Raw genomic sequence first — 25,105 nt, forward strand, 5'->3', positions numbered from 1 at the left:
TTCACAAATCCGCATAGAGGCTCGCACCATGACTATCGTAGAAAAAGATATCGTTCCAATCAGCAAAACTGATGAACTTCAGGCGTTAGCGAAGAAGCATTTGCTTATGCACTTCACCAGTGCCACGTATTACGAGAGCGCTCCGCTCACGATCATGAGCCGTGGCGAAGGCTGCTGGGTTTGGGACGAATTTGGCAACCGTTATCTCGACGGATTGGCGGGCCTGTATTGCGTAAATGTCGGCTATAGTCATGGAGAAGAAATTGGCGAAGCGATAAAAGCTCAAATGTGCAAGCTGCCATATTTCAGTAACTGGAGTTTTGCCCACGAACCGTCCATTCGCCTGGCGGCGAAAGTGGCGTCACTGGCACCGCCGTCGATGAACCGGGTATTTTTCACCTCAAGTGGCTCGGAATCTAATGAGTCGGCTATGAAATTGATCCGGCAATACCACCTGGCTCGGGGTGATCATGCCAAAACCAAGTTTATCGCCCGACGCGTGTCCTATCATGGCACCAGTTTTGGCGCGCTTTCACTTAATGGTATGACCAATATCCGTAACATCTTCGAACCCTTGATTCCCGGTGTTCGGCATGTTTCCAACACCAAGCGCTACAAGCGTCCGCAAGACGAAAGCGAAGCGCAATTCACAGCGTTTCTGCTCAATGAAATCGAATCACTGATCATCCAAGAAGGCCCGGACACGGTTGCCGGGTTATTCATCGAGCCCTTGCAAAATGCCGGCGGCAGCCTGACGCCGCCCGCCGGCTATGCCGATGGCATACGCCACTTGTGCGATAAATACGGCGTACTGTTGGTCGCCGATGAGGTGATTTGCGGTTTTGGCCGCCTCGGCGAGTGGTTTGGTTCGATCCGCTATGGCATCAAGCCTGACATCATTACGTTCGCCAAAGGCATCGCGTCAGGTTATATCCCCCTGGGCGGAATGATTACCAGCGATGCGGTGATGGAGCCCATCCTCAACGGCCCGCAGCAGATGTTTTTGCATGGGCTGACTTATGGTGGCCATCCGGCCGCATGCGCTGCGGCGCTAGCCAATATTGAGATCATGGAGCGTGAGGGTGTGCTCAATAACGTGCGGCGCAATCAGGCCTACTTCCGTGCCAAGCTCGAAGAATTAAAAGCACACGCCATTGTTGGAGACGTGCGCGGTGACGGTTACCATTACTCGCTCGAGCTGGTCACCGATAAAGCCAACCGCAGCTGGACATCCGCCGTACCTTCCACGGAGTTTGTTGCCACCCGCCTTGCACCGGCCCTGTTCAAGTCCGGATTGCTGTGTCGTGCCGCGGTTGACCATGAGGGAACGCCGCTAATTCAGGTGTCCCCACCGTTGATTCTTTCGCTCGAAGAGATTGACTGGCTGGTTGCGCGACTGGATGTCGTGCTGGGCCAACAAATCGAAATCGGCTTCGATTGACAGCTGTGGTCGCGCTGACCCTTTGTCGAATGGGTTATGCGCTTTGTAGTACTCGACCGTGCGCCTTAGTGGCGCACGCGTCGAACGATCTGCGTTTGCCGTATTTATGAAATCTAGAACCACGCCTCCAATGCGTACCGAGCTCAAACTGCCACCGAGCAGATTCACAGTGATGTCGCGGAAAGGCGTTCGGCCGTATTCATACGCGAATTGGATGTAGGCGTGAAAGGCTACTGAAAACGTTGTGTTTCTCCAGCCACAACGTCGTTTTCGAATGCTCGTGGGCGGCGTAGGTGTTGGCGATCAATGCCGTCGAAGTGGGTTGGGCGCTTCTTAATAAATCTTCTTAACGGAGTATGGCTAGATATTTCGGTTTCTATATGCTCCGGGCGTTACCTGCATCCAACCCCGAAATGCGCGGCAAAATGCAGCTGTGTTTTCAAAGCCCACCAGGGCTGCAACTCCATCTATCGAAATCCTAGACTGTGTTAATAGCTGAACCGCGAGATCGCGGCGTAGATCATCTCGTACAACTCTGAAACTCGTACCCTCCGCTTGTAACTTGCGCGTCAGAGTACGAGTAGAAAGTCCTAGTGCACAAGATACTTTATTGATGTCATCTGATGGGATTTCCATCGCGGCAAGGTGTTGCCTGACTTTGGTGCTAAACAATCCCGCGTTTATGGTGGTGAATGCCCAGTCTTCCGGGGCGCGTCGTAAGAAGGCCCAAAGTTCCACACGGGTACGGCGGTAATTCGTAAGCCGGAATTTTGAATCAATCCATATGGCGCTGTGCTCGGCGTCAAAATTTATGGGGCCAGGATATAGGAATGCGTAGTCGGAAAAGTGATCAGGTTTTGGGAACGCAAACTGAACAAGCTGCAATTCTATTTTACTATTAAGCAACCAGCTAACAATGCCATGGATAAGTTTAATCATCAGCTCGTGGCCGAGAATATTAACCTCGGCATCAGACACCCTCGGTTTGAGCGTGATACCAATTCTAGAGTGTTCGCTCATGAGTGTCAGTTGGTAGTCATCGAGCAGCAGATTCCAAAAGCGCGTCAATCGGTTGAGTGCGATCGCAATATTGGCCGCATCCAGCAAATTTAACATCATGTATTTAAAGGTCCCGCTGCGAATCGGTCGGGACCACAGTCCATGCATCTCGTCGTCCAATAAAACTATATTTGCTTTATAAGCTGCCATAAATTGGGCGCGGCTTATTCTTAGCTCCGGCTGATAAAAACATACATCTGGAATATTGGCTTTTTGAAAAATGTTCAGGACGGCAGCGTCACCGTGAGCAGTCTTGGTTTTTCTTACCAGACCCTCTAAAAAATGTCCGGAAATTGTGAATGCCGGCTCGGGAGGTATGGATCGATTTGAAAAATGTACGTGCATTGCTGACATCCTCTTGCGCGACCAGTGTGCCCATCAACGTCCTCGTCATTCTGGCGTATTCTGCATAAATTATGGCCCGCAATGCAAAAAAAAAAATCTGAATTGCCCTACATTAGACTTCACCTCTCTTCGAATGGATCAAAGGTAACGCTTGGTTGTTGAGGGTAGAGGTCCTTTTGCACTGCGCGTCTTCATTTTGCGAGGCCAAACCTGAGTGGTTTTCACTTGATAGCCGGAGGAGTCGACGACTCATCGCTTCATGGCGCGAGGTGCAAATGTGTGTGCTATCACCGAGCCAGTGCTTGGATCCATGGCTAAATTGGAAGGATAGCTAAGTTAGCGCTGGTTCGGGTTGCCCCACGGGATTAGTTTGTCAGTTTCCAGTAAATGGTCGTTGTCACTACGTCGAGGCGATGCAAGCTTTAAAAAATAAAAAGGAAGAAGTAGCTTTGAAAATAAATAGAGCTAAGGCGGCGTTGCTAGTCATCGACATGCAACCTAAAGTATTACGATTGATACCTAACCATCAGGAAATCCTTCAGAACTGTCAGTGGCTAGTTGGCTTGTGTGAGGACCTTGACGTTGTAGTTCGATTTTCTGCGCACTATCAAAAGGGTCTGGGCTCTATATCGGAAGAACTATTAGTTTGTGCCGAACAACCCGTGATCGTAAATAAATGCTACTTTTCCTGCGTGGAGGAGGGCGGCGAAACGGCCGAAGTGGTTGGGTCGCAAGAGCAATGGATCCTGTGCGGTATAGAAACACATGCGTGCGTTATGCTTACTGCCATGGACCTTGCTCTTGCGGGGAGGCAGGTTTTCGTAGTGGTCGACGCTGTTGGATCACGATCTGAAGTTGATAGGTCGGTGGCCTTGTCCCGATTGCAACAATTAGGTGTGATCCTGGTTACGCGGGAAATGGTGTTGTTCGAATTACTGCGCTGTGCAGGGACAGAAGATTTTAAAGCATGTAGCAAAAAATACTTGAAGTAAGTTCTGGTTCATAACTGTCTACGGGGTTTAAATGACTAAGCAGAAAATCGGTATTCTTGGCGCTGGTACTATGGGCAGCGGCATCAGCCAAGTTTTTGCGGTAAATGGGTTCGACGTCGCGCTCATTGATATCTCAGCAGCTGCGCTCGAGCGGGCTATTAACACTGTCGAAAAGAGTTTGGACCGGTTGCTCAGTAAAGAAAAAATTACCGCTCAGCAGAAAAATGACGCTCTTTCAAAAATCAAAATAGGTCAAGATCTCGCCAGCTTGGCTGATTGCGACGTTGTTATTGAAGCTGCGACCGAAGACCTCGAGCTGAAGTTGGCGTTAATGGCTCAATTAGATGCTATTGTCCGGCCTGAAGCGATTTTGGCAACCAACACATCATCTATTTCCATTACGCGACTGGCTTCGGCAACGTCACGACCTGAAAGAGTCGTGGGTCTACATTTTTTTAATCCGGTTCCACTAATGGCTCTCGTTGAGGTTATTTCCGGACTTCAGACAAGCGAAGCTGCATCGTCTTCTATGGATGCGTTGGCTAAGGAAGTAGGGAAGACACCGGTCAAAGTTAAAAATAGCCCCGGGTTTGTCGTAAACCGGTTGCTTTGCCCAATGCTTAATGAAGCAGTGTTCGCGTTGAGCGAAAATCTTGCGACCGCATCAGAGATTGATGAAGCAATGAAACTGGGTGCGAATCATCCCATTGGTCCACTGGCACTGTGCGATATGATTGGTCTGGACGTTCAATTGGCCGTGATGCAGGTATTGTTCGAATCTTACAAAGATTCAAAATATCGCCCTGCGCCTCTGCTTGTTGAGATGGTTGAAGCCGGCTACCTTGGACGTAAGACAGGTCGTGGTTTCTACAGGTATTAATATGGAGCAGTCCTGCTATCAAGTTGTGGAGCAAGGTCTCTTCAAGCTTTATTTGGTTTTTATTCAAGCTCGGCTCTGTATTTTTGAGGAAGATGAATTTGGACAGTCAAGGCTCGATCATCGTAGAGGTTCACGGTCGTGTGGGTTTGATTAAAATAAATCGGCCCGACGTTCTCAACGCGTTGAATGACAAGGTGGTTAAGGGGATTTCTGATGCTGTTGATTTGTTTGAATCGGATGAAGAGATAGGTTGCATCGTTATCACTGGAAGCGATAAAGCCTTTGCGGCTGGCGCTGACGTTGGATTTATGAAGTCATTTGATTATATGCATGTCTATAAAACGGATTTTGTGACTCGTAATTGGGAGCGACTTGGGAAGTCCCGTAAACCCGTAATTGGCGCCGTTGCGGGCTATGCGTTGGGTGGCGGTTGTGAGCTTGCGATGATGTGCGACATGATCTTCGCCGCTGAGAACGCGCAATTCGGGCAGCCCGAAGTGCGGCTAGGCGTATTGCCTGGCGCAGGAGGTACTCAGAGATTAACTCGGGCCGTTGGTAAGGCAAAAGCGATGGACTTGTGTCTAACTGCTCGGACGATGGATGCTTTTGAAGCCGAAAAATCTGGACTTGTGGCACGAGTCGTACCTGTCGAGCGCCTTCTGGATGAAGCACTGAGTGCTGCACAGACAATTGCCAGATTTTCATTGCCTGTCACAATGATGATTAAAGAGTCCGTTAATCGTGCGTTCGAAACCAGTCTGTCGGAAGGTTTGTTGTTTGAGCGTCGCCTCTTTCACTCTTCCTTCGCTTTGGAGGATCAAAAAGAGGGGATGGGCGCGTTTCTTGACAAAAGGAAACCCATTTTTAAACACCGCTAGTATCGAATCGTAAACCGTACCATAGCTAGTTCCAACGACGCTTTCTCAATGGCGCTATATCTGTCGGTGGGTTGTCACGCTGCGAGTTGTCGATTGTCATCAGATGTCAATTGCTATGTCATCCAGCAGCAAGCCTTCCCCTTCAAAATTGAGTATCGTGTTAAATGGGTGAGGCGGTGCTTTTTGTTGTTATTATTTTAATTATCGTTTTCTGCGTACATGCTGTCTACTTGAATAAGTGAAATAGGACGCTGTGCCTGGTCAGCCGTAGATTAGTTCTGGCAAAAGTCGACGAGGCTGTATTGTCGAGTAGGCTGAAGAGAACGTGCAACTCAATAACAAACTTAATGGAGTTTCCATGTCTACATCTGAAGTGTTTATCGTCAGCGCAGCACGAACTGCAATCGGCTCCTTTGGTGGCACACTGAAAGATATCTCGCTGTCGCAGTTGGCAACGACAGCGGTACAAGCGGTTCTGCAACGCAGCGGTTGCGCGCCGGACCGTGTTGGTAGTGTTGTGTTGGGCACTGTTATTCCGACCGATCCGCGCGATGCCTATCTCTCACGGGTTGCCGCCATCCAGGCCGGTATTCCGAATGAGACTCCAGCGTTCAACGTCAATCGCCTGTGCGGTTCTGGTTTGCAGGCGATTATTTCGGCTGCGCAGGGCCTGTTTCTGGGGGAAAACGAAGTCGCAGTTGCCGGCGGTGCCGAGTGTATGAGTCGTGGGCCCTACATACTTCCGAGCGCGCGATGGGGTGGGCGTCTGGGCGACATGCAGGCTGTGGACTACATGCTGGGTATTTTGCATGACCCCTTTCACCGCATTCACATGGGCATTACCGCGGAGAATATCGCCGAGCGCTGTGGTATCAGTCGAGCCGAGCAGGATGCGCTGGCGCTGGAAAGCCAGAAGCGTGCGGTGCGCGCTATCGCCGAGGGGCGCTTCGCTGGGCAGATCGTACCGGTTGAGGTGAAAACGCGTAAAGGTATACAGCAGTTCGAGGTTGATGAACACGTGCGCGGTGATGTAACTCTTGACCAGTTAGCAGCGATGAAAGCGGCGTTCAAAGCGGACGGGACGGTAACCGCTGGCAACGCATCCGGTCTGAACGACGGCGCCGCTGCGTTGTTGTTGGCTAGTAGCACGGCGCTTAAAAGCGAGAACCTGCGCCCGCTTGCACGTTTGGTCAGCTATGCATGTTCCGGGGTTGAACCGGAGCTGATGGGATTGGGGCCGATTCCTGCTACTCGTCTTGCTCTGAAGCGCGCTGGTCTCACGGTCGCAGATCTGGATGTGATCGAATCCAACGAAGCTTTTGCTTCCCAGGCTTGTGCAGTGGCTCGTGAGCTCGACTTCGATCCTGCTAAGGTAAACCCGAACGGCTCGGGTATTTCCCTCGGCCACCCAGTCGGTGCCACCGGAGCAATCATCGTCACCAAGGCCATCCATGAACTGCATCGTGTCCAGGGGCGTTATGCACTGGCGACCATGTGCATCGGTGGTGGTCAGGGCATCGCTGCGATCTTTGAGCGTGTCTAAAGGGACGTCGCTGAATGAATCAAGTATGTGATCCGCGCGCTGAGAAAGTTACGCCTTCACGGCTGCAACCATTGCGCAAAAGCGCATTGCAGCTTTTCGCCCAGCGAGGTTTTGCTCGGGTAAGCGTACGCGAACTGGCGCAGCAGTTGGGGATGGGCCCCGGTTCTTTTTATTGCCATTTTGAAAACAAAGAACAACTGTTGTTCGAATTGATCGAGGAACTCTTTACCGACTTACTCGCGTTGGCGCGGCGTCGCAAGAAGGGTTGCTCTCTTGCGTGCCTACAGGCGTTCGTACAAGCGCATATTGACTTGCACGAGCGACGCGCAATGCATTTTCTAATTGCTGAGCGCGAGTTCCACTGTCTTTCGCTGGACCACCAGCAACACATTTGCAAAATGCGACAAGATTATGAAAATCGCTTTTTGGTCCTGCTGCGCGAGGCTGGGGCGAGCGCACCCTCGCCGGTGCTAGCGGCAACCGTGCACGCAGTAATGGCCTGGTTAAACAACCTGCCAAGTTGCCTGGAACAGTCCGGACTGAAAGCGTCGGAAAGGCCCGCAATACTGAGTGCAATTGTGCTTGGATCGCTTTCCAGCGTTCTGCCGTCGTCGGCACACACCACACTTTTGAATGTTGCGTGACCCAGAAGCGTATTGCTCGCAGGTGAAGGTGGCTTCACATCAACCACTGCATACCCATGCATATAATACTACGAGACTCTGTTATGGCAGATTACAAAGCTCCGTTGCGCGATATGCGTTTTGTCCTCAATGAAGTGTTCGAGGTTTCCAAGTTATGGGCTCAACTGCCGGCCTTGGCCGAGGTGGCAGATGAAGACACTGCTATGGCCATCCTTGAAGAGGCCGGAAAAGTTACTGGTGAAGTGATCGCTCCGCTCAATCGAAGCGGCGACGAAGAGGGATGCTCTTGGCGTGAAGGCGCGGTGAAGACTCCTGCAGGTTTCCCCCGGGCTTACCAGACTTATGCAGAAGGTGGATGGGTGGGTGTCTGCGGTGCGCCGGAGTTTGGCGGGATGGGCATGCCTAAGTTGATCGGCGCTCAGGTTGAAGAAATGGTCAACTCGGCAAACATGTCGTTCGCCCTATACCCGATGTTGACCGCCGGGGCATGCCTGTCGATTCTGAACCACGCCAGCGAGAAACTGAAGGCAAAATACCTGCCCAATATGTACGAAGGCCGTTGGGCCGGATCGATGTGCTTGACTGAGCCGCATGCCGGCACCGACCTTGGGATTATCCGCACCAAGGCCGAGCCTCAAGCCGACGGTAGTTACAAAATCGTCGGTACGAAGATATTCATCACCGGTGGAGAGCAGGATCTGACCGAGAACATCATCCATCTGGTACTTGCCAGGCTCCCGGACGCTCCTGCCGGCCCTAAGGGTATCTCGCTTTTTTTAGTGCCTAAACTTATGGTCAACACAGATGGCTCTGTGGGTGAACGCAATGCAGTTCATTGCGGTTCGATCGAGCATAAGATGGGCATAAAGGGCGCAGCCACCTGTGTGATGAACTTCGATGGCGCCACCGGCTGGATCATCGATGCGCCAAACAAGGGGCTGGCGGCGATGTTCACGATGATGAACTACGAGCGTTTGGGCGTTGGTATCCAAGGTCTGGCGTTGGGCGAGCGGTCTTTCCAGAGCGCGGTCGAATACGCGCGGGAGCGCCTCCAAAGTCGTGCGCCGACCGGGCCCCAGGCCACAGACAAAGTCGCCGACCCCATCATAGTGCACCCGGACGTCCGCCGCATGTTGTTGACGATGAAAGCTCTGAACGAGGGGGGGCGTGCTTTCTACAGCTACGTGGCAATACAACTGGACATTGCCAAGTACAGCGAAGATGCCACGACGCGAGCGCGTGCTGAAGAAATGGTTGCCTTGTTGACCCCCGTGGCGAAAGCTTTCATCACCGATATGGGATTAGAGACTACAGTGCATGGTCAACAGATCTTTGGTGGGCATGGCTTCATTCGTGAGTGGGGCCAAGAGCAGTTGATCCGAGACTGCCGCATCACCCAGATTTACGAAGGCACTAATGGTGTCCAGGCGCTCGATCTGATGGGGCGCAAGGTGGTGGGCTGCGGTGGGATTTTTTACAAGCATTTCAGTATCGAAGTGAAGGATTTTATCAGCTCAGCCGATGCCTGCCTGGATGAGTTCACCGTACCGCTGCAAGCAGCCATCGACACCCTCGATGCGTTGACAGCCTGGATCATCGTGCAGGCTAAGGCCAATCCCAATGAAATCGGCGCCGCCTCGGTGGAGTACCTCCAGGTGTTTGGTTACACCGCCTACGCCTACATGTGGGCGCTGATGGCGCGCACGGCCTTGGACAAGCAAGAGCACGAGGACTTTTATGCCAGCAAAGTTGGGACTGCGCGCTTCTATTTTGCTCGTCTGTTACCACGTATCCATTCGTTGAGCGCCGCAGTAAAGGCCGGTAGTGAATCGCTTTACTTACTCGACGCCGCCCAATTCTGAACGTTCCGGGTGCTGGCCGATATAAGTCCATGGCATTGTGCTAGGGCTAGTAAAGTCCTTATTGAAACTCAATGGATTCCATCCTGGAGATGCGATCATGGTTAAAACAAAAATAATTTCCCCTGCGCAAGGCGCATATAGCTATCCATTGCTTATCAAGAGCCTATTGCTCTCAGGGCAGCGCTATGAAGCAGAACAGGAGATCGTCTACGCCGATAAGCTGCGCTACAGCTATCGCACGCTCAATAAACGTATTCGGCAAATGGCCAACGTGTTGACCGCCGCAGGAGTAAAGGCTGGGGACACGGTGGCGATGCTGGATTGGGACAGTCATCGCTATCTGGAGTGTTTTTTCGCGGTGCCGATGATCGGCGCCGTGCTGCATATGGTGAATATTCGCCTGTCTCCGGAGCAGGTGCTGTATACGATGAACCACGCGGAAGATGATTTAGTCCTGGTACATGATGACTTTCTGCCGCTGCTCGAGCAGATACATGGCGGATTGAGCTCCGTAAAAGGTTATATCCAGCTAAGCGAAGGCGCTGCCAAGGTCACGAGTTTGCCAGTATTGGGCGAGTACGAGCAGTTGCTGTCCCAATCCCTTGTGGATTACGACTTTCCCGAATTTGATGAAAACTCCGTTGCTACAGTATTTTACACCACAGGGACAACAGGTAAACCGAAGGGAGTGTACTTTAGCCATCGCCAGCTAGTCCTGCATACCTTGGCCGCGGTCGGCACCCTTGGCGCCTACCGAGGACTACCGATACTTCGCTCTGACGATGTCTATATGCCAATTACTCCAATGTTCCATGTGCACGCCTGGGGGGTGCCATATGTGGCAACATTGATGGGCGTTAAACAAGTTTACCCCGGTCGGTATGAACCCAATGCCCTTGTGCGCCTCTATAGAGAGGAGAAGGTCACCTTCAGCCACTGCGTGCCAACTGTTCTACAGATGATCCTGACTTGCCCAGAAGCAGCCCAGACTGACTTTAGTGGCTGGAAATTGCTCTTGGGTGGCAGCGCGTTAGCACTTGGGGCAGCCAGTCAAGCGGCCGAACGTGGCATGCTTGTACACTCCGGCTATGGCATGTCTGAAACCTGTCCGTTGCTAAGCAGTACTTATCTACGGCCTCACGAACTTGCCCTGCCGATGGACGAGCAACTTCCACTTCGAATTAAGACCGGAGTGCCCATGGCCATGGTGGATATGAGGGTAATCGACTCCAACGGTCAAATCGTGCCGCATAACGGAGAGTCGGTAGGTGAGATTGTGGTGCGGGCGCCTTGGCTAACTCAAGGCTACTTGCACGACCCTGAAAAGGGTGCAGAACTTTGGGAGGGGGGCTGGCTGCACACCGGTGATATCGGCTCTATCGATGCGCACGGCGTTTTGGAGATTAAGGATCGTATTAAAGATGTGATCAAGACTGGCGGCGAGTGGATCAGTTCCTTAGAGTTAGAAAGTCTGATCAGTGAGCATCCTGCCATCATGTCGGTTGCGGTGGTTGGAATTCCAGATATTCAGTGGGGTGAGCGACCAATGGCCATGATCGTTTGTGCACCATTATCCCAGCTCACTCAGGCGGATCTTGAGCAGCATTTGTTGCAATTCGTCGACAACGGTCGCATTACTAAATGGGCGATACCGAAAAAATTTGTATTTGTCGACGACATACCCAAGACAAGCGTTGGCAAAGTAGACAAAAAAAAGATTCGGGAAAATGAATCCGCGGATTTGCCAAGTGAGTCTATACGGCATATTGAACAGTAATAAAAGTCAGTGGGCGGTGGCAGGAAGTAGTCTTGTACCCGGCCTTGGTTAGGCGGCTTTGGCCGGGAGTATGATGTTGCCACTTGGCGTTGACTTGAAAAACGGAAGACTTAAGCTACCGACGTCGGCCATCGGATAGAACTCTATTTCAGCAGAGTGCGTTCACCTAAAGATCTGAACCTGATGTTTGACGTGCTAAATCGCTTGGCAAAGTACGACATCAAGCAGAAAAAATTACTGCAGGCGGCTACCCTAGATGATTTTTTATTGTATTTAGTTTAATAAGAACGGCAGCAAAAATTATTTGTCAGGCGCACTAAACGACATCGCCATTTTCGATACCGTGAGCATGAAGCAGATAGGCATATAAGCTTGCCAAGAGGGGGCATGGCGTTGGTTACTTCGCAGATATTCATTCGTTAGAAAGGCCCACTAGTAATAAATTGGCCTGAGATGGTGGTGCACTGAGTTCCTTGTTGCCGGGGCTTAGCAAGCCCCGGCAGCTGTCTCGGTCAGAAAACCAGGCTGACACCAGTATTCAGTGCGCGCCCATTGCCTGGTGAGTGAGGGGCCGAGCTGCGTCCGGGGTGGAAATGCTTGAATGCCTGGCAGCTGAGGTGCAAGCTAAGCATGCAATATTCATTTGATCGGATCGGGCGGTTCAAAAAGGTCGGCAAATGAACAACTTCATTGTAATCGAGCTAGTGTTAACGCGATGTTTAGACAAAAGTGCCGCGTCAGCAGACGCAGAACGGTGAAAGAATTAGCTCGGAGCTCACCAGAATGCTCAAGAAAACAATAATAAATAATCTTCGGCCCGAAGCCCACTTGGCCCGCGAAAAGCTTCATCACGATGGGGTCATTCCCAATGGATTGTTGCGTGCTGAAATTGATGCCTCATGGCGACGTAGCGTGGAACATGGCGTGTCCTTCAATGATGGATACGAACTGGAGCAGCAATCCCGTTCGAGTGTCGAGGATTTAAATGCTACCAACTGCGTGCTGATTGACGCCGCGCTGCCAGTAATCGACTACCTGGCCGAGCGTCAGGGCAAGACAGGGCTGATTGTCCTTGCCAATGCAGATGCGACCATCCTGACTGTCGAAGGTCGCGTCGATCGCCTCGAGAGTATAGGCATGAGCGTGGAGGACATCACCCTCGGCGCGTGCTGGAGTGAAGCCGTTCGCGGTACCAACGCACTGGGCACCGCACTAGTCGAAGCCCGTCCGATGACGATTGATTGCGGCGAGCATTTTCTTGACCGCCTAAACGGAATATCCTGCTCTTCCGTCCCGATTTACTGTCCTCAAGGCAATCTCCTTGGCGTGCTCGATTTGACCCGCGAGGGGCCGCTTGGACGCGTTCAAGAGAGCACTGCACTGCTGACTATGGCCGTCAGTCAGATCGAAGGTCGAGTATTCAACCGCAGCTACCCAGAGGAAATAGTCCTGGCGTTTCACTGCCGCCGCCAATATCTCGAATCATCCTGGCAGGGGCTGATGGCGGTAAGCTTGGGAGGGCAAATTCTTGCGGTCAGCACCCAGGCGTGTCAACTGCTCAATACTGAACGTTCGATGTTAATCGGTAGGCGTTGTGAAGAGTTTCTGGGCGTTGATGGCGTGCAGCTGTTATCAAGGTTGCCTCAGGGTAGAGTCGGTAGTCTGCAGACCGCGAAAGGTGAATTCTTTTACAAAATTCTGCGTTCGCCGCAGCGCTCCAACACCATAAGCATCCCGTCGCACAGCACCGTTAAAGGCACCAAAACACCACCTCTACTTGAATCTATGGCCGGTACTAATACCCGTTATGCCCGCGCTTTGCGGATGGCCCGTCAAGGCTTGGCTAATGAATTGCCAGTTTTACTGTTGGGCGAAACCGGCACCGGCAAAGAGGTTATCGCCCGCGCGTTGCACATGGCTGGTAGCCGCTGCGAAAAGCCTTTCGTGGCAGTGAACTGCGCGGCAATTCCGGAAGGACTGATCGAGTCGGAGCTGTTTGGGTACCGGGAGGGTGCCTTCACTGGCTCTCGCCGTGGCGGTATGGTGGGGCGTTTGCAACAGGCCCATGGCGGTACCTTGTTTCTGGACGAAATCGGCGACATGCCGCTGGCCTTGCAAGCGCGACTCTTACGTGTTTTGCAGGATCGCATAGTGGCCCCGCTAGGTGCCGGCGAAGAGCAGAGCATCGACATAGCGCTGATTTGTGCCACTCACCGCGACCTTAAACGCCAAGTGGAAGACAAACAGTTTCGCGAAGACTTGTTTTACAGAGTTAACGGCATCTGCGTCATGCTCCCGACCCTGCGCGAGCGTGACGATGTTGCGTTGCTGTTGACTCAGTTGTTGGTCAGACTTGATGCACCGAATGTATTTTTAGACGAGGATCTGAATCGTTTGCTGCTGGACTATCATTGGCCAGGCAACTTCCGGCAATTAGAGACAGTTTTACGTACAGCGCTGGCCATGCGCGAGCCGGGCGAGAGCATTTTGACTTTAGAACATTTGCCCGACAGCATGCTGGATGAACTTAACGCCAGCGAACGGCCGCCGTCCGGCAGTATCCGTATGAATGAGCTGGAGCTGATTCGCCAGTCCCTCGACACCCACCACGGGAATGTCTCGGCTGCTGCCGACACCTTGGGAATCAGCCGAGCGACGCTGTATCGTAAACTCAAGCAATTGCGTTCTTGATGCAGCGCCTGATCGTGCGGCTGATTGACAGCCAAAACCCTGAAGCTCTGCAAGCGGCGCTGAGCTGGCTCTACAGTTTTGTCCGGCCTCACAGGTTGGCAATCATCGGTCTGCTTGGCTTGTCGATCTGTGCCTCAATGCTGGTGCTGGTTCAACCATGGCTGACTAAACTGCTGATCGATGATGGGTTGCTGGCGCGCGACTTTTCCATGCTGGTGCTGATCGCGGGGTTGATGATCGTCGCGGGGCTACTCGGAACGGTGTTGTCAGGCATCAATCGTTACCTGCATACGCGACTTTCCGGGCGGATTCTGTTCTCGTTGCGTGACGACGTCTACCGACACCTGCAAACCCTGTCGCCGAGCTTCTACGGGCAGCGGCGGATCGGCGATTTGATGTCGCGACTCGACGGTGATGTCGCCGAGATTCAGCGCTTCGCCGTTGACTCACTGTTTTCAGCGGTATCGAGTGTGGTGGGTCTTGTCTGCGCCATCGCCATGTTGCTGACGCTGTCATGGAAACTCTCGCTGTTGGTAGTGGTGCTGATCCCTCTCGATGTACTCTGGCTGCGATGGATGCGTCGTAAGGTCGAACGCGATGTACGGCAGTTGCGCGAGCGTTCGGCGGACATGTCGTCGTTCATGGTCGAGACCCTGCCGGTGATGAAGTTCATTCAGTCCGCTGGACAGCAGCAACGGGAGTCACGCCGACTGGAGACGCTCGGGCAGGGCTACATGAGCCAGTTGTTGCGCTTGCAAGTCACCGAGTTTTTCACCCAGGCGGTTCCCGGCACGCTGACCTCATTGTCCCGGGCCTGTGCATTTCTGATCGGCGGTTATTGGGTGGTGCAGGGGACGTGGCAATTGGGGGCGCTGATCGCGTTTTCGACCTATTTGGGCATGGCGGTCGGGCCGGTCCAGAGCCTGCTCGGCCTGTACGTAGCGATTCAGCGGATGACGGTCAGTCTCGGGAGAGTCATGGAGCTACGTGGTGAAGAGCCCACAGTTGTCAGCCCCGTCATGGCGAAACCGATACCGACCCTCGGTGATCTGCGTTTCGACGACGTTCACTTTAGCCATCCCGGTCGTCAGAGCACGTTGCGAGGTATTGATGCGCGAATCCCTTATGGCTTGAAAGTCGCTCTGAGCGGTGGCTCCGGCGTCGGTAAGTCGACGTTGATCGATCTGTTGCAACGGCATCATGATCCGCAATCGGGCCGGGTATTGCTGGGCGATGTTGACCTGCGAGAGCTGGACCTGCTTGAACTGCGGCGGCGGATTGCCGTGGTCAGCCAAGATATTGTCCTGTTTCGTGGCAGCCTCGCGGACAACCTGGCCTACGCGGTTCCTGACGCCAGTCGCGAAGCCATAGCCGAAGTGGCGCGGCTGGCGCAACTCGACAGCTTAATTGCCTCTCTGCCTGAAGGCCTCGACAGCCCGTTGGGCGAGAGCGGTCAGCAGTTGTCCGGTGGACAGAAACAGCGCATAGCTATTGCCCGGGCGTTGTTGCAGGATCCGCTGATTCTGGTGATGGACGAAGCGACGTCGGCGGTGGACGAAACCACCGAGCGCGAAGTTATCGAGGCCATTGATCAACTGTTTGTCGGCCGCACGCGGATCTTGATCAGTCATCGTCCCTCTACCTTGGCCGATGCGGATTTGCGTTTCGAATTACTTGATGGCGTGCTCACGTCTAAAACGGTGTTACATGAAGCCTGAGCTGCGTATCGGTGTGGTGGATAGCGGGCATTCGGCAACACAGCGAGTGCAGGTGATTTCCGCGCGTCGTTTCTCGTTGTTGGCTGATGCAGTCGACGAAAGCGATGCGCTCGACGACGCGCTCGGCCACGGCAGTGCGGTAATCGAAGCCCTCAGTCGAAGTGCGCCTTCAGCACTTTTTTGCGTGGCTCAGGTGTTTGATCGGCGAGGTGTCACAAGTGCCTTGCAGATAGCTAAGGCGATTGACTGGCTGGTGGCTCAAAACGTGCGTCTGATTAATCTGAGTCTTGGCTTGCGCCAGGACCGCGAGCTGTTGCGCAATGCGTGCGCAGCAGCGGTGGCGCGTGGCATTCTGCTGTGTGCCTCAAGTCCCGCGCAGGGTGAAGGCGTCTTCCCGGCGAATTATCCGGGGGTGCTGCGGGTGACGGGCGATGCTCGTTGCGCCGAACGGGAGTGGTCGTGCCTTAACAGCCCTCAGGCGGATTTTGCAGCGTGTTGTCGCGGAGGCAATCCCGCCCAATCTGGAGCCAGTCTTGGCTGCGCAGCGTTAAGCGGTCATATAGCCGGATTTCTCATTGCACAGCCTGATGCGAACAATGATCAAGTCATTGGCTGGCTGCGGGAAAACGCCAGCTATTACGGCCCTGAATGGCGAGTGGGAGCATGATTTTAGTTCTCGGTGCGGGCCCGGCAGGTGCTACGGTTGCCTTGGGGCTGCAGCGCCTCGGCTATCAGGTAACATTGGTCAGTGATTGGCGCCGATTTGCGGCGCTGGAGGGTGTTTCAGTGCGCGTACTGGACGCCTTGCGCAGTGCTGGTCTACACCAAGCGCTGGCATCTTCGGCCTTGCCGTCTCAGCGTCAGGTGCTGTGGAACGGGCAGCAGCACGCGCAGAATATCGAATTTCTATTGGATCGTCCGAGCTTCGACCGAGGTTTGCGTGAGGATCTGCGTTTGGCTGGAGTCCAATTGATTGAGGGGCGCGTGTTAGGCGTTCGAACCACGGCGACCGAACACCTGGTCGAAATCGAGGGCCGTGAAACGCTACGAGTGGACTTTTTAGTGGAGGCTCGTGGGCGTCAGGCGCCGGCGCTCGGCAAAGGCCTGCGCGGACCGGAAACGATCAGCCTGCTGAATCGTTGGCAAGGCGTGCCGGGCGCTACGGCCAGTGCGGTAGAAAGCCTGGCCGGCGGCTGGGCATGGATGGCACGACATGCCGATGGTCAGTGCTACTGGCAATGGACGGTGGATGTCGCCAGCACTGACTTGCCCGGCAAAGCGAAGCTGCTGGATTACTGTCGTCATCAGCGCCGAAATTCGGTGTTGGCGCAGGCATTTTTTGGTACTGAGCCGTCAACCGATGTGCAGGTACACGCCCGCAGCAGCACGGCAATTTTGAGCCCGCGGGTGTGCGGCGATCATTGGATACGGGTGGGGGACGCAGCGATGGCGGTAGACCCATTGTCAGGCAACGGGATATTTCAATCGCTGTCTTCCGCGTTGCAAGCGCCAGCCGTGATTAATACATTGTTGCGTAAACCTGAGCGGGCGGCGTTGGCACAGCGGTTTCATCAGCGGCGAGTGGAGCAACTGTTTTTACGATTTGCACGAATTGGCCGGGATTTTTACATTGATGAGCAGAGATGGCCGCAGTTGCCATTCTGGCAAGCCCGCCGACAATGGCCTGACATCGAACTTGCCCATGCCGAGGCGGATTTCAGTGCCCTCAGCATTAAGCGTGCGCCCGTACTGGACGATGGTTTTGTCAGTGAGGCTGAAGTGGTGGTTACGGCAGATCAACCCTTGGGGGTCTGGCATGTTCACGGAATTGAGCTGGCGCCGTTGATACGGCGTTTACGCTCGGAACCCGTGAAGCAGGTAATGGCAGGGTTGACGGTAGAACAGGGCAGGATGATCAAAGGATGGTTGTTGGCTCAGGGCTTTAAACCCTGAGGTTAATCTTGACGGGGGAATACATTTCCCCGTCAAGATTGTCTGCCGATTCAAAAAGTCGTTGCGAATCAATCAAGCGAACTTCGCTCAATCGTGCCCTTATAACTTGATCAACACCGATTTCAGCTCGGTGTAGTGTTCAATCGCCGCAAATCCCATTTCCCGTCCTACCCCGGACATCTTGTACCCACCAAATGGCAGAGCCGGGTCTAGCGCGCTGTGGCAGTTGACCCACACCGAGCCCGATTTGATCCGCGGAATCATCCGGTGTACCGCTGCAAGATCATTCGACCAGATGCTTGCGCCCAATCCATAAGGGCTGTCATTGGCCATACGCAACGCATCGGCTTCATCATCGAACGGGATGGCCACCAGCACCGGGCCGAAGATTTCTTCCTGCACCAGTGAGTGCTTCTGATCGACATCGACGATCACCGTCGGCTTGACGAAGAACCCCGGCCCGAACTGCTCACCACCACAGGCGATGGTCGCACCGCTTTCCCGGCCCTTTTCGATGTAGCCGTAGACGCGCTCCTGCTGGCGGGCCGAAATCAACGGGCCCATTTCGACGCTCGGATCCAGACCGTTGCCCAGCTTCATGGCGTTGGCGATGTCGCTGATGTCCGCCACCACATTGTCGAAATGCTTGCGCTGTACATACAGCCTGGAACCTGCGCAGCAGACCTGGCCCTGATTGAAGAAAATCGCGCTGGCCGCCCCGGCCGCAGCGGTTTTCAGGTCGGCGTCGGCCATGACGATGGTCGGCGATTTACCGCCCAGTTCCAGGGTGACCCGGGTCATGGAGTCCATGGCGATCTTGCCGATCTGCTTGCCCACGGCGGTGGAACCGGTGAACGTCAGCTTGTCCACCAGCGGGTTGTGAGTCAGCGCCGAACCGGCAGTGATGCCGGTGCCGGTGACCACGTTGAACACGCCTTCGGGATACCCGGCCTCCAGTACCAGCTCGGCGAGTTTCAGCGCGGTCAGCGGGGTTTCGTCGGCGGGTTTGAGCACTACGGTGCAGCCGGTGGCCAGGGCCGGGCCGAGTTTCCAGCAGGCTAGCAGCAGCGGGAAGTTCCAGGCGACGATGGCGCCGACCACGCCCACCGCTTCACGACGGATGAAGCTGTGGAACTGGTCGTTGGGCATCAGCGGTACCGACACGTCAACAGTGGAACCTTCGATCTTGGTCGCCCAACCGGCCATGTAGCGCAGGAAGTCGATGGCCAGTTGCACGTCCATCACCTGGGCCACCACCGCGCTTTTACCGTTGTTCAGGCATTCCAGTTGCGCCAGCAGCTCGGCGTCGCGCTGCATCAGGTCGGCGAGTTTCCATAACAAATTCTGCCGCTCCCGGGGGCGGGTGCGGGTCCAGGCCGAATCGTCGAACGCCTGGCGGGCGGCAAGCACCGCGCGGTCGACATCCGCAGGCGTTGCCCGTGGCACCACGCACAGCACTTCGCCGGTGGCCGGGTTGTGCAGGGGCATGGTCTGGCCGTCGGCGGCCTCGACCCAGTCACTGCCGATCAGCATGCGCGGGGCACGCTGGATGAAAGCCGTAGTATCAGGAAGTAGACAGGTAAGCGACATAATTAAACCTCTTTTGTTGGTGTGAAGAGGTCTGTCGCAATGGTTGTGCCAGTTACTTTTTTAATGGGGAAAGGCTCGATTTTGCGGGGCTGAGAGCAATTCATCTGGTGCTCCTGGTTTAACCGAATGTCGTATTTTGAGACGACGTGAGACATCTAGGTAATACTCCTGATACAGCGCCATAACGTGGTGGTCGGCAGGTGTTCACGCTAACAAGCAACGTACATATCTCAGAGTGAAACAGTTGTCGCGAAGTAAAACAGATGGCAGTGAAGGTAGTGTTGAAAAATAACCTCGCCGTTACCGATATACCGCGTATTTCGCTAAGTATCCAAAGTTGGCACGTTCTGTGTATTCATCATCGTAGGCGTGCTTTGTTTCGACCTGCCCAAGACCGCCGAAACAAAAAAACTTAAACGTGAAAGTAAAAAAATAAGAACGCACCGTGCGAGGTTTGACCTTGATGAAGAAAAAACTCCGATTGGGCCTGAGTACTAGTCTGGTATGTATAGCCGCGTGTGTGGCGCTGCATTCACCATCCAGCCTGGCTGCTCGCGACGCCAAGACTATCCTCAGCGAAACCTGTCGAGGTTGTCACACACCTGAAGGTAATGATGCCCTGAGTCGTATCAGCCATCAGCGTAAAACACCGGAAGGCTGGCTTATGACAATCGCAAGGATGCAGGTCATGCATAGCGTGCAGATCAGTGATGAAGACCGCCGCACCCTGGTTAAATATTTAGCCGATACCCAAGGCTTGGCGCCAAGCGAAACGGAAGGCGTGCGTTACGCGTTAGAAGGCCGCCTCAATACGGTAGAAAAATTCGACGATCAAACCAGCCAGATGTGTACCCGCTGCCACTCGGGTGCGCGGGTCGCGCTACAACGTCGTCCGGCCCAGGAATGGGAGCATCTGGTGAACTTCCATCTTGGACAGTGGCCATCGCTTGAATACCAGCTTTTTGCGCGGGATCGAGAGTGGTTCGACATTGCCCGCAAAGATATGGTGCCGCTGTTGGCCAAGCGTTATCCGCTGGACAACCCGGCCTGGAAAAAATGGCTGAGCAGTGCGCCGAAGACCGAAGCGCTGGTCGGTGACTGGAGCTTCAGCGGCCACTTGCCGGGCAAGGGGGAATTGTCCGGTGTGATGAGCGTCATGGCCGATGGCCGCGACACGTTCAAGGTCAGCGTCAAAGGCCAATACGCCGACGGCAGCCCGTTCAATGGCGATGGCAGCGCGATTCTCTACACCGGTTACGAATGGCGCGGCAACGTGACCATCGACGGAGTGACCATGCGCCAGGTGTTCGCCGCCCAGGGCAACGCCATGCAGGGGCGGATGTTCGAGGCGGAGCACGATGAACGAGGTCTGGACTTCATCGCCGCCAAGCAAGGCAGCAGCCGTTTGCTGGCGGTGCAGCCGGGTTACATGAAGGTTGGCGGCGAAACTGAAGTGACCCTTGTCGGCAGCGGTCTCACCGGTAAACCGAACTTCGGCAAAGGCGTGGAAGTGGTCGAAGTCGTCGAGCAGAGCCCTGAGCGCATCAAGGTCAAACTCAAGGCCGCTGCCAATGCTCAACCGGGTCTGCGCACCGTCACCGTCGGCACGCTGAAAGGCCCGACCCTGTCGGTCTACAGCACAATCGCCGAAGTCAAAGTCGTGCCCGAGTTCTCAGTAGCGAGGATCGGCGACGGCGGTGGTTCGACACCGAAAGTCCAGGGCCGTTTTGACGCCGAAGCCTGGGGCAAGGGCGTGGACGGCAAGCCGTATCGTATCGGCGTGTTCCCGGCGCAGTGGTCGGTCGAGGCCTTCGACGATCGCGCCAAGGAAGACGAGGACGTCAAGTTCGCCGGCACCATGCAGGCTGACAGCGGCGTGTTCACACCGGGCGATGCCGGGCCAAACCCGCAGCGTAAAATGTCCACCAACAATGCCGGCAACCTCAAGGTGATCGCCGCCGTCGACGACGCAGGGAAATCCCTGACCGGCGAAGGCCACATGATCGTCACCGTGCAACGCTGGAACAATCCACCCATTCCATGAGTTGGCTGATTCGTAGGATTTCAGACACTTTTTCGGAATGATCGCAGGCCCCGTAGTACGGGGTTTGCACAGGAGGTTGCAATGGGCGCTATTTTGAATCTGGTCGAGCGGAACCTGCACGAAGTGCACGTCGATGCCGACCGCATGCTGTTTCACATCCCCAGCAGTTCGCTGTTCGCCAGCGATGAGCTGACCGGCACTATCATCGATACCTTGCGCGGTCCCGGCTGTTCGTCGGACGACCTGATCCAGCGTTTGTCTTCACGCTTCAACGGCGAAGAAATCACCGAGACCTTGCGTGAGTTGATGTCCCTGGAGCTGGTCAGCGACGGCTCGCCGCTGACCCCGGATATTGGCACCAAACGGGTCGAGCGCACCGCGATCAATACCGTGGTGCTCAACGTCAACACCGGCTGCAACCTTAGCTGCACCTACTGCTACAAGGAAGACCTCGACAAGCCGTCGGCCGGCAAGAAAATGGATGTCGAAACGGCTATTGCGTCAGTGGAAATGCTGCTGCGTGAATCCCCGGATGAGGAACGCTTTACCGTGGTGTTTTTTGGTGGCGAACCGCTGAGCAACCGCAAGCTGATCGAATACATGGTCGATTATTGCGAGAAGCGTTTCCGCGAGGCGGGCAAGTTCGTCGAGTTTGTCATGACCACCAACGCCACGCTGCTCACCGAAGAGACCGTGGACTATCTGAACGCCCACCGTTTCGGGCTCTCGGTCAGTATCGACGGACCGAAAACCGTGCACGACCGCAACCGCATCACCGTGGGCGGGCAGGGCACGTATGACGTGGTGCGGCGCAAGGCTGAGATGCTGCTGTCCCGCTACAACAGCCGCCCGGTCGGTGCGCGAGTGACCCTGACCACCGGCGTCACCGACGTCGAAACCATCTGGGATCACCTGTTCAACGAGCTGGGGTTTGCCGAAGTCGGTTTCGCTCCGGTGACCTCCGGCGATATCAGCACCTTCAACCTGACCAGCGACGAGCTGATCGAAGTTTTCGCCAGCATGAAGAGGCTGGGCCGGCGTTATCTGGAGGCGGCACTTGAGCACCGCAACATCGGCTTCTCCAACCTGCATCAGTTGATCACCGACATCCACGAAGGCCACAAAAAAGCCCTGCCGTGCGGCGCGGGCCTGAAGATGCTGGCGGTGGATCACAAGGGCGAACTGAACCTGTGCCACCGCTTTACCGGCTCGTCGCTGCCGACCTTCGGCAACGTGCACGGCGGGGTGAAACAGGTTGAGCTGAACGACTTCCTGTCCCAGCGCCTTGACCGCAGTAATACCGGTTGCGAGGACTGCCAGATCCGCAACCTCTGCTCCGGCGGCTGCTACCACGAGAGCTACGCCCGTTACGGCGACCCGACCCACCCGACCTATCACTACTGCGAACTGATGCGTGACTGGGTCGACTTCGGCATCGAAGTCTACACTCGGATCATGGCTCACAACCCTGCGTTTATCAGCAGTTATATCACTCCGCGCAAGGCTCACTGATATGAAACATCTCAAGGCAATCAATAATAAAGCGTTGAAACTAGATGAAGCCGCGGCCGAAAACCGCATCGAAGAAGTGGTGGCGATGAGCTCTGTTGCGGGCTGTGCCTCGACCACCGACCCGGGTTGGGAAATCGATGCGTTTGGGGGGGTGTCGTCGCTGTGCCAGCCGATGGAAGCTGACCTTTATGGTTGTTCTGACCCTTGCTGGTGGCCGGCCCAGGTGCCCGACATGATGAGCACGTACCCGGACTGGAACAAGGACGCGCAGGCCTCGAACGAGAGCTGGCGCAACCTCGGGACTGTCTTTCCAAAAGACAAATAATCGGACAGAGAGAAGGATTCCAGCATGCACAGCATCAAAGCCTGCGGCCTGGCCGTGTTTGTCGTCCTGAGCGTCTGTTCGTTCAACGTTCTGGCCGATGAAAACACCGCACTTAAAATTGGTCACGAGTACATGGTGACCCCCAATTACCCTAATAACCTGCACGTCATCGACCTGGCCACCGATACCCTGTTCAAGACCTGCAAGATGCCAGACGCCTTCGGTCCGGGCACCGTGCAGTTGTCGCCGGATCGCAAGATCGCCTACGTGCTGAACAACCACTATGCGGATATCTACGGCGTCGACCTGGACAGCTGCAAGCAGGTATTCCACGCCAGCATCAGCCAACGGCCTGGTGAAAAAGCGAAGTCGTTGTGGGCCTTTACGGTTAGTCATGACGGCAAGGAACTCTTCACTGTTGCCAATCCGACGTTGATGCTCAACGACCGCTACGTAGTACAGCAACCTCGACTTGATGTTTATGCCACCGACGCCGGGATGGACGCCAAACCCGTGCGCAGTTTTCCGGCGCCCCGACAGTTGTCCGTTATGCAGAGCGGCGACGACGGCACGCTCTATGTCGCGGGTGCGGACATCTATAAGGTCAATGTTCAGACCGGCAAGTTCGACGTGCTGATTCCCAGCCGCAATTGGAAAAGAGCCAATTACAGCGCAGCGGACGTACTTTACGGTTGGCCCCATCAAACGTATCGTCGAGACTTTTCTGTGCTATACACAGCGGCGAAGTACAAGGATAAAAAGCAGGACCCCGCCACCGCTGAGTATGTGTATGGGCTATTTAGTGTTGACTTGAAAACCGGTAAGGCCGAAACCACTGATTTCGGTCCTCTGACAGAGATCTACTTCACCGGGATGCGCTCGCCGAAGGATTCGAACCTGATGTTCGGTGTGCTGAATCGCTTGGCAAAGTACGACATCAAGGAGAAAAAATTACTGCAGGCCGCGACGCTGGATCATTCCTTTTACTGTATTTCCCTTAATAAGGACGGCAGCAAAATTTACTTGTCGGGCACGCTCAATGATATCGCTATTTTCGATGCCGACAGCATGAAACAGATCGGCAATATCAAATTGCCTGGAGGGGATATGGCGTTGGTTACTTCGCAGGTGTTCATTCGTTAGAAGATCCCCGTAAATAATAAAGGGCAAGGCGCTGTTGCGTTGCAATCGCAACAGTCGTCTTGATATATAAAAAGTTTTTAATATGAGCCTTCCAAGCTACAGGGGTGTGCCGCAGACAGAGCCGTTATAAGCGATGATCATCGGTTCGGCATTCGACTGAGATGGCTCAACGTATGCGGGTGGTCTTGGATCGCACTGATTTGATTCTTACTCCGGCTGGGCTAATGCAATTAGTTGTGTGTCGGCCGTGATGCTTCGCTTTCCTAAAGAGGACTGTTGCCCTTGTTCCCTAATCGACTTCCTATTCTATGGAAAATTACGTTGTTGACCGGTCTGTGCCTTCTGGCGGTCGTTGCTTTATTAGTGGGGCATGCGCTTTATCGGATGAGCGCAGACACATCACTAGTAAAGGCTAGCGTGGCACAAATGCTAGAAGCTGCAGCTCGGGAGCGCATGAAAAAAGAAGCTGAAGTACAAGCTCTTATGCTCAAAGGCTATTTGATGTCTTCTTATCAGGAAGGCTTAGTTTTCTCTCGACAAGTCCTGCAGCAGCGGCGCCAGGCGCAGACCCTGCGACTGAGTGCGCAGACCCTGCGAGAAAATCTCTATCATCAAGTTAAGCAGACACTGGAGGCCAACCCTCAGCTGCTTAGTCTTTATGTAGTGTTCGAGTCAAACGCTATCGATGCCAGCGACGATCACTTCATC

At 54.4% G+C, this 25,105-nt stretch carries 18 protein-coding genes and 1 pseudogene; 17 read left to right on the forward strand and 2 right to left on the reverse strand.

Features of this window, described 5'->3' with window-relative positions; translation table 11 throughout:
- Nucleotides 1-28: 28 nt before the first annotated feature.
- A complete protein-coding gene (locus tag PSH65_RS14155; protein WP_163854337.1) occupies nt 29-1,441 on the forward strand; it encodes an aspartate aminotransferase family protein in 1,413 nt (470 codons plus the stop codon).
- A gap of 360 nt (nt 1,442-1,801) precedes the next feature.
- Here the strand turns inward: PSH65_RS14155 and PSH65_RS14160 are convergent, their stop codons facing one another.
- Nucleotides 1,802-2,845 (reverse strand): AraC family transcriptional regulator, encoded by a 1,044-nt coding sequence (locus tag PSH65_RS14160; RefSeq protein WP_162276482.1) that lies wholly within the window; start codon nt 2,843-2,845, stop codon nt 1,802-1,804.
- A gap of 413 nt (nt 2,846-3,258) precedes the next feature.
- On the opposite strand from PSH65_RS14160, the gene PSH65_RS14165 reads away from it, so the two are divergent.
- The 12 genes and pseudogenes from PSH65_RS14165 to PSH65_RS14220 all read left to right on the forward strand — a co-directional run bounded on the left by PSH65_RS14165 (nt 3,259) and on the right by PSH65_RS14220 (nt 17,783).
- On the forward strand, nt 3,259-3,837 hold the full coding sequence (locus tag PSH65_RS14165; RefSeq protein WP_163854336.1) for an isochorismatase family protein: 579 nt from the start codon (nt 3,259-3,261) through the stop codon (nt 3,835-3,837).
- Between the two features lie 31 nt (nt 3,838-3,868).
- A complete protein-coding gene (locus PSH65_RS14170) occupies nt 3,869-4,717 on the forward strand; it encodes a 3-hydroxybutyryl-CoA dehydrogenase (protein WP_163854334.1) in 849 nt (282 codons plus the stop codon).
- 98 nt (nt 4,718-4,815) lie between these two features.
- Complete coding sequence (locus PSH65_RS14175; protein WP_239548665.1) at nt 4,816-5,595, forward strand: enoyl-CoA hydratase; 780 nt, start codon at nt 4,816-4,818, stop codon at nt 5,593-5,595.
- Nucleotides 5,596-5,953: 358 nt separating this feature from the next.
- Nucleotides 5,954-7,138 (forward strand): acetyl-CoA C-acyltransferase family protein, encoded by a 1,185-nt coding sequence (locus PSH65_RS14180; RefSeq protein ID WP_081352482.1) that lies wholly within the window; start codon nt 5,954-5,956, stop codon nt 7,136-7,138.
- Nucleotides 7,139-7,152: 14 nt separating this feature from the next.
- The gene (locus tag PSH65_RS14185; protein ID WP_081352483.1) at nt 7,153-7,782 is read left to right on the forward strand and encodes a TetR/AcrR family transcriptional regulator; all 630 of its coding nucleotides are present in this window, start codon (nt 7,153-7,155) and stop codon (nt 7,780-7,782) included.
- Nucleotides 7,783-7,865: 83 nt separating this feature from the next.
- Nucleotides 7,866-9,644 (forward strand): acyl-CoA dehydrogenase C-terminal domain-containing protein, encoded by a 1,779-nt coding sequence (locus PSH65_RS14190; RefSeq protein WP_081352484.1) that lies wholly within the window; start codon nt 7,866-7,868, stop codon nt 9,642-9,644.
- Nucleotides 9,645-9,741: 97 nt separating this feature from the next.
- Entirely contained in the window at nt 9,742-11,421 is a 1,680-nt protein-coding gene (locus PSH65_RS14195; protein WP_163854332.1) for a fatty acid--CoA ligase, read from the forward strand.
- Nucleotides 11,422-11,509: 88 nt separating this feature from the next.
- Nucleotides 11,510-11,844: pseudogene (locus tag PSH65_RS14200) on the forward strand (quinohemoprotein amine dehydrogenase subunit beta); the annotation flags it as partial.
- 360 nt (nt 11,845-12,204) lie between these two features.
- The gene (locus PSH65_RS14205; RefSeq protein WP_163854330.1) at nt 12,205-14,112 is read left to right on the forward strand and encodes a sigma-54-dependent Fis family transcriptional regulator; all 1,908 of its coding nucleotides are present in this window, start codon (nt 12,205-12,207) and stop codon (nt 14,110-14,112) included.
- Nucleotides 14,112-15,830, forward strand: a complete 1,719-nt coding sequence (locus tag PSH65_RS14210) for an ABC transporter ATP-binding protein (RefSeq protein ID WP_081352487.1) — start codon at nt 14,112-14,114, stop codon at nt 15,828-15,830. The genes PSH65_RS14205 and PSH65_RS14210 overlap by 1 nt, the downstream gene beginning before the upstream one ends.
- Nucleotides 15,820-16,497, forward strand: coding sequence for a S8 family serine peptidase (locus PSH65_RS14215; RefSeq protein WP_081352488.1), 678 nt, complete (start codon nt 15,820-15,822; stop codon nt 16,495-16,497). Before PSH65_RS14210 ends, PSH65_RS14215 begins: the two co-directional genes overlap by 11 nt.
- Nucleotides 16,494-17,783, forward strand: a complete 1,290-nt coding sequence (locus tag PSH65_RS14220) for an NAD(P)/FAD-dependent oxidoreductase (RefSeq protein ID WP_163854328.1) — start codon at nt 16,494-16,496, stop codon at nt 17,781-17,783. Before PSH65_RS14215 ends, PSH65_RS14220 begins: the two co-directional genes overlap by 4 nt.
- A 99-nt stretch (nt 17,784-17,882) precedes the next feature.
- Here the strand turns inward: PSH65_RS14220 and PSH65_RS14225 are convergent, their stop codons facing one another.
- Nucleotides 17,883-19,373 (reverse strand): aldehyde dehydrogenase, encoded by a 1,491-nt coding sequence (locus PSH65_RS14225; RefSeq protein WP_081352490.1) that lies wholly within the window; start codon nt 19,371-19,373, stop codon nt 17,883-17,885.
- Nucleotides 19,374-19,836: 463 nt separating this feature from the next.
- Between PSH65_RS14225 and peaA the strand changes: the two genes are divergently transcribed.
- The 4 genes from peaA to peaD all read left to right on the forward strand — a co-directional run bounded on the left by peaA (nt 19,837) and on the right by peaD (nt 24,397).
- The gene (gene peaA / locus PSH65_RS14230; protein WP_163854326.1) at nt 19,837-21,417 is read left to right on the forward strand and encodes a quinohemoprotein amine dehydrogenase subunit alpha; all 1,581 of its coding nucleotides are present in this window, start codon (nt 19,837-19,839) and stop codon (nt 21,415-21,417) included.
- Nucleotides 21,418-21,498: 81 nt separating this feature from the next.
- A complete protein-coding gene (gene peaB / locus PSH65_RS14235; protein WP_081352492.1) occupies nt 21,499-22,929 on the forward strand; it encodes a quinohemoprotein amine dehydrogenase maturation protein in 1,431 nt (476 codons plus the stop codon).
- Between the two features lies 1 nt (nt 22,930).
- Nucleotides 22,931-23,254 (forward strand): quinohemoprotein amine dehydrogenase subunit gamma, encoded by a 324-nt coding sequence (qhpC, locus tag PSH65_RS14240; protein WP_081352493.1) that lies wholly within the window; start codon nt 22,931-22,933, stop codon nt 23,252-23,254.
- 24 nt (nt 23,255-23,278) lie between these two features.
- Nucleotides 23,279-24,397, forward strand: a complete 1,119-nt coding sequence (gene peaD, locus PSH65_RS14245) for a quinohemoprotein amine dehydrogenase subunit beta (protein ID WP_081352494.1) — start codon at nt 23,279-23,281, stop codon at nt 24,395-24,397.
- Nucleotides 24,398-25,105 lie beyond the last annotated feature (708 nt).

Origin of the sequence: Pseudomonas sp. FP603 (assembly GCF_030687415.1) — a bacterium.
GTDB classification, from domain to species: Bacteria; Pseudomonadota; Gammaproteobacteria; order Pseudomonadales; family Pseudomonadaceae; genus Aquipseudomonas; species Aquipseudomonas wuhanensis.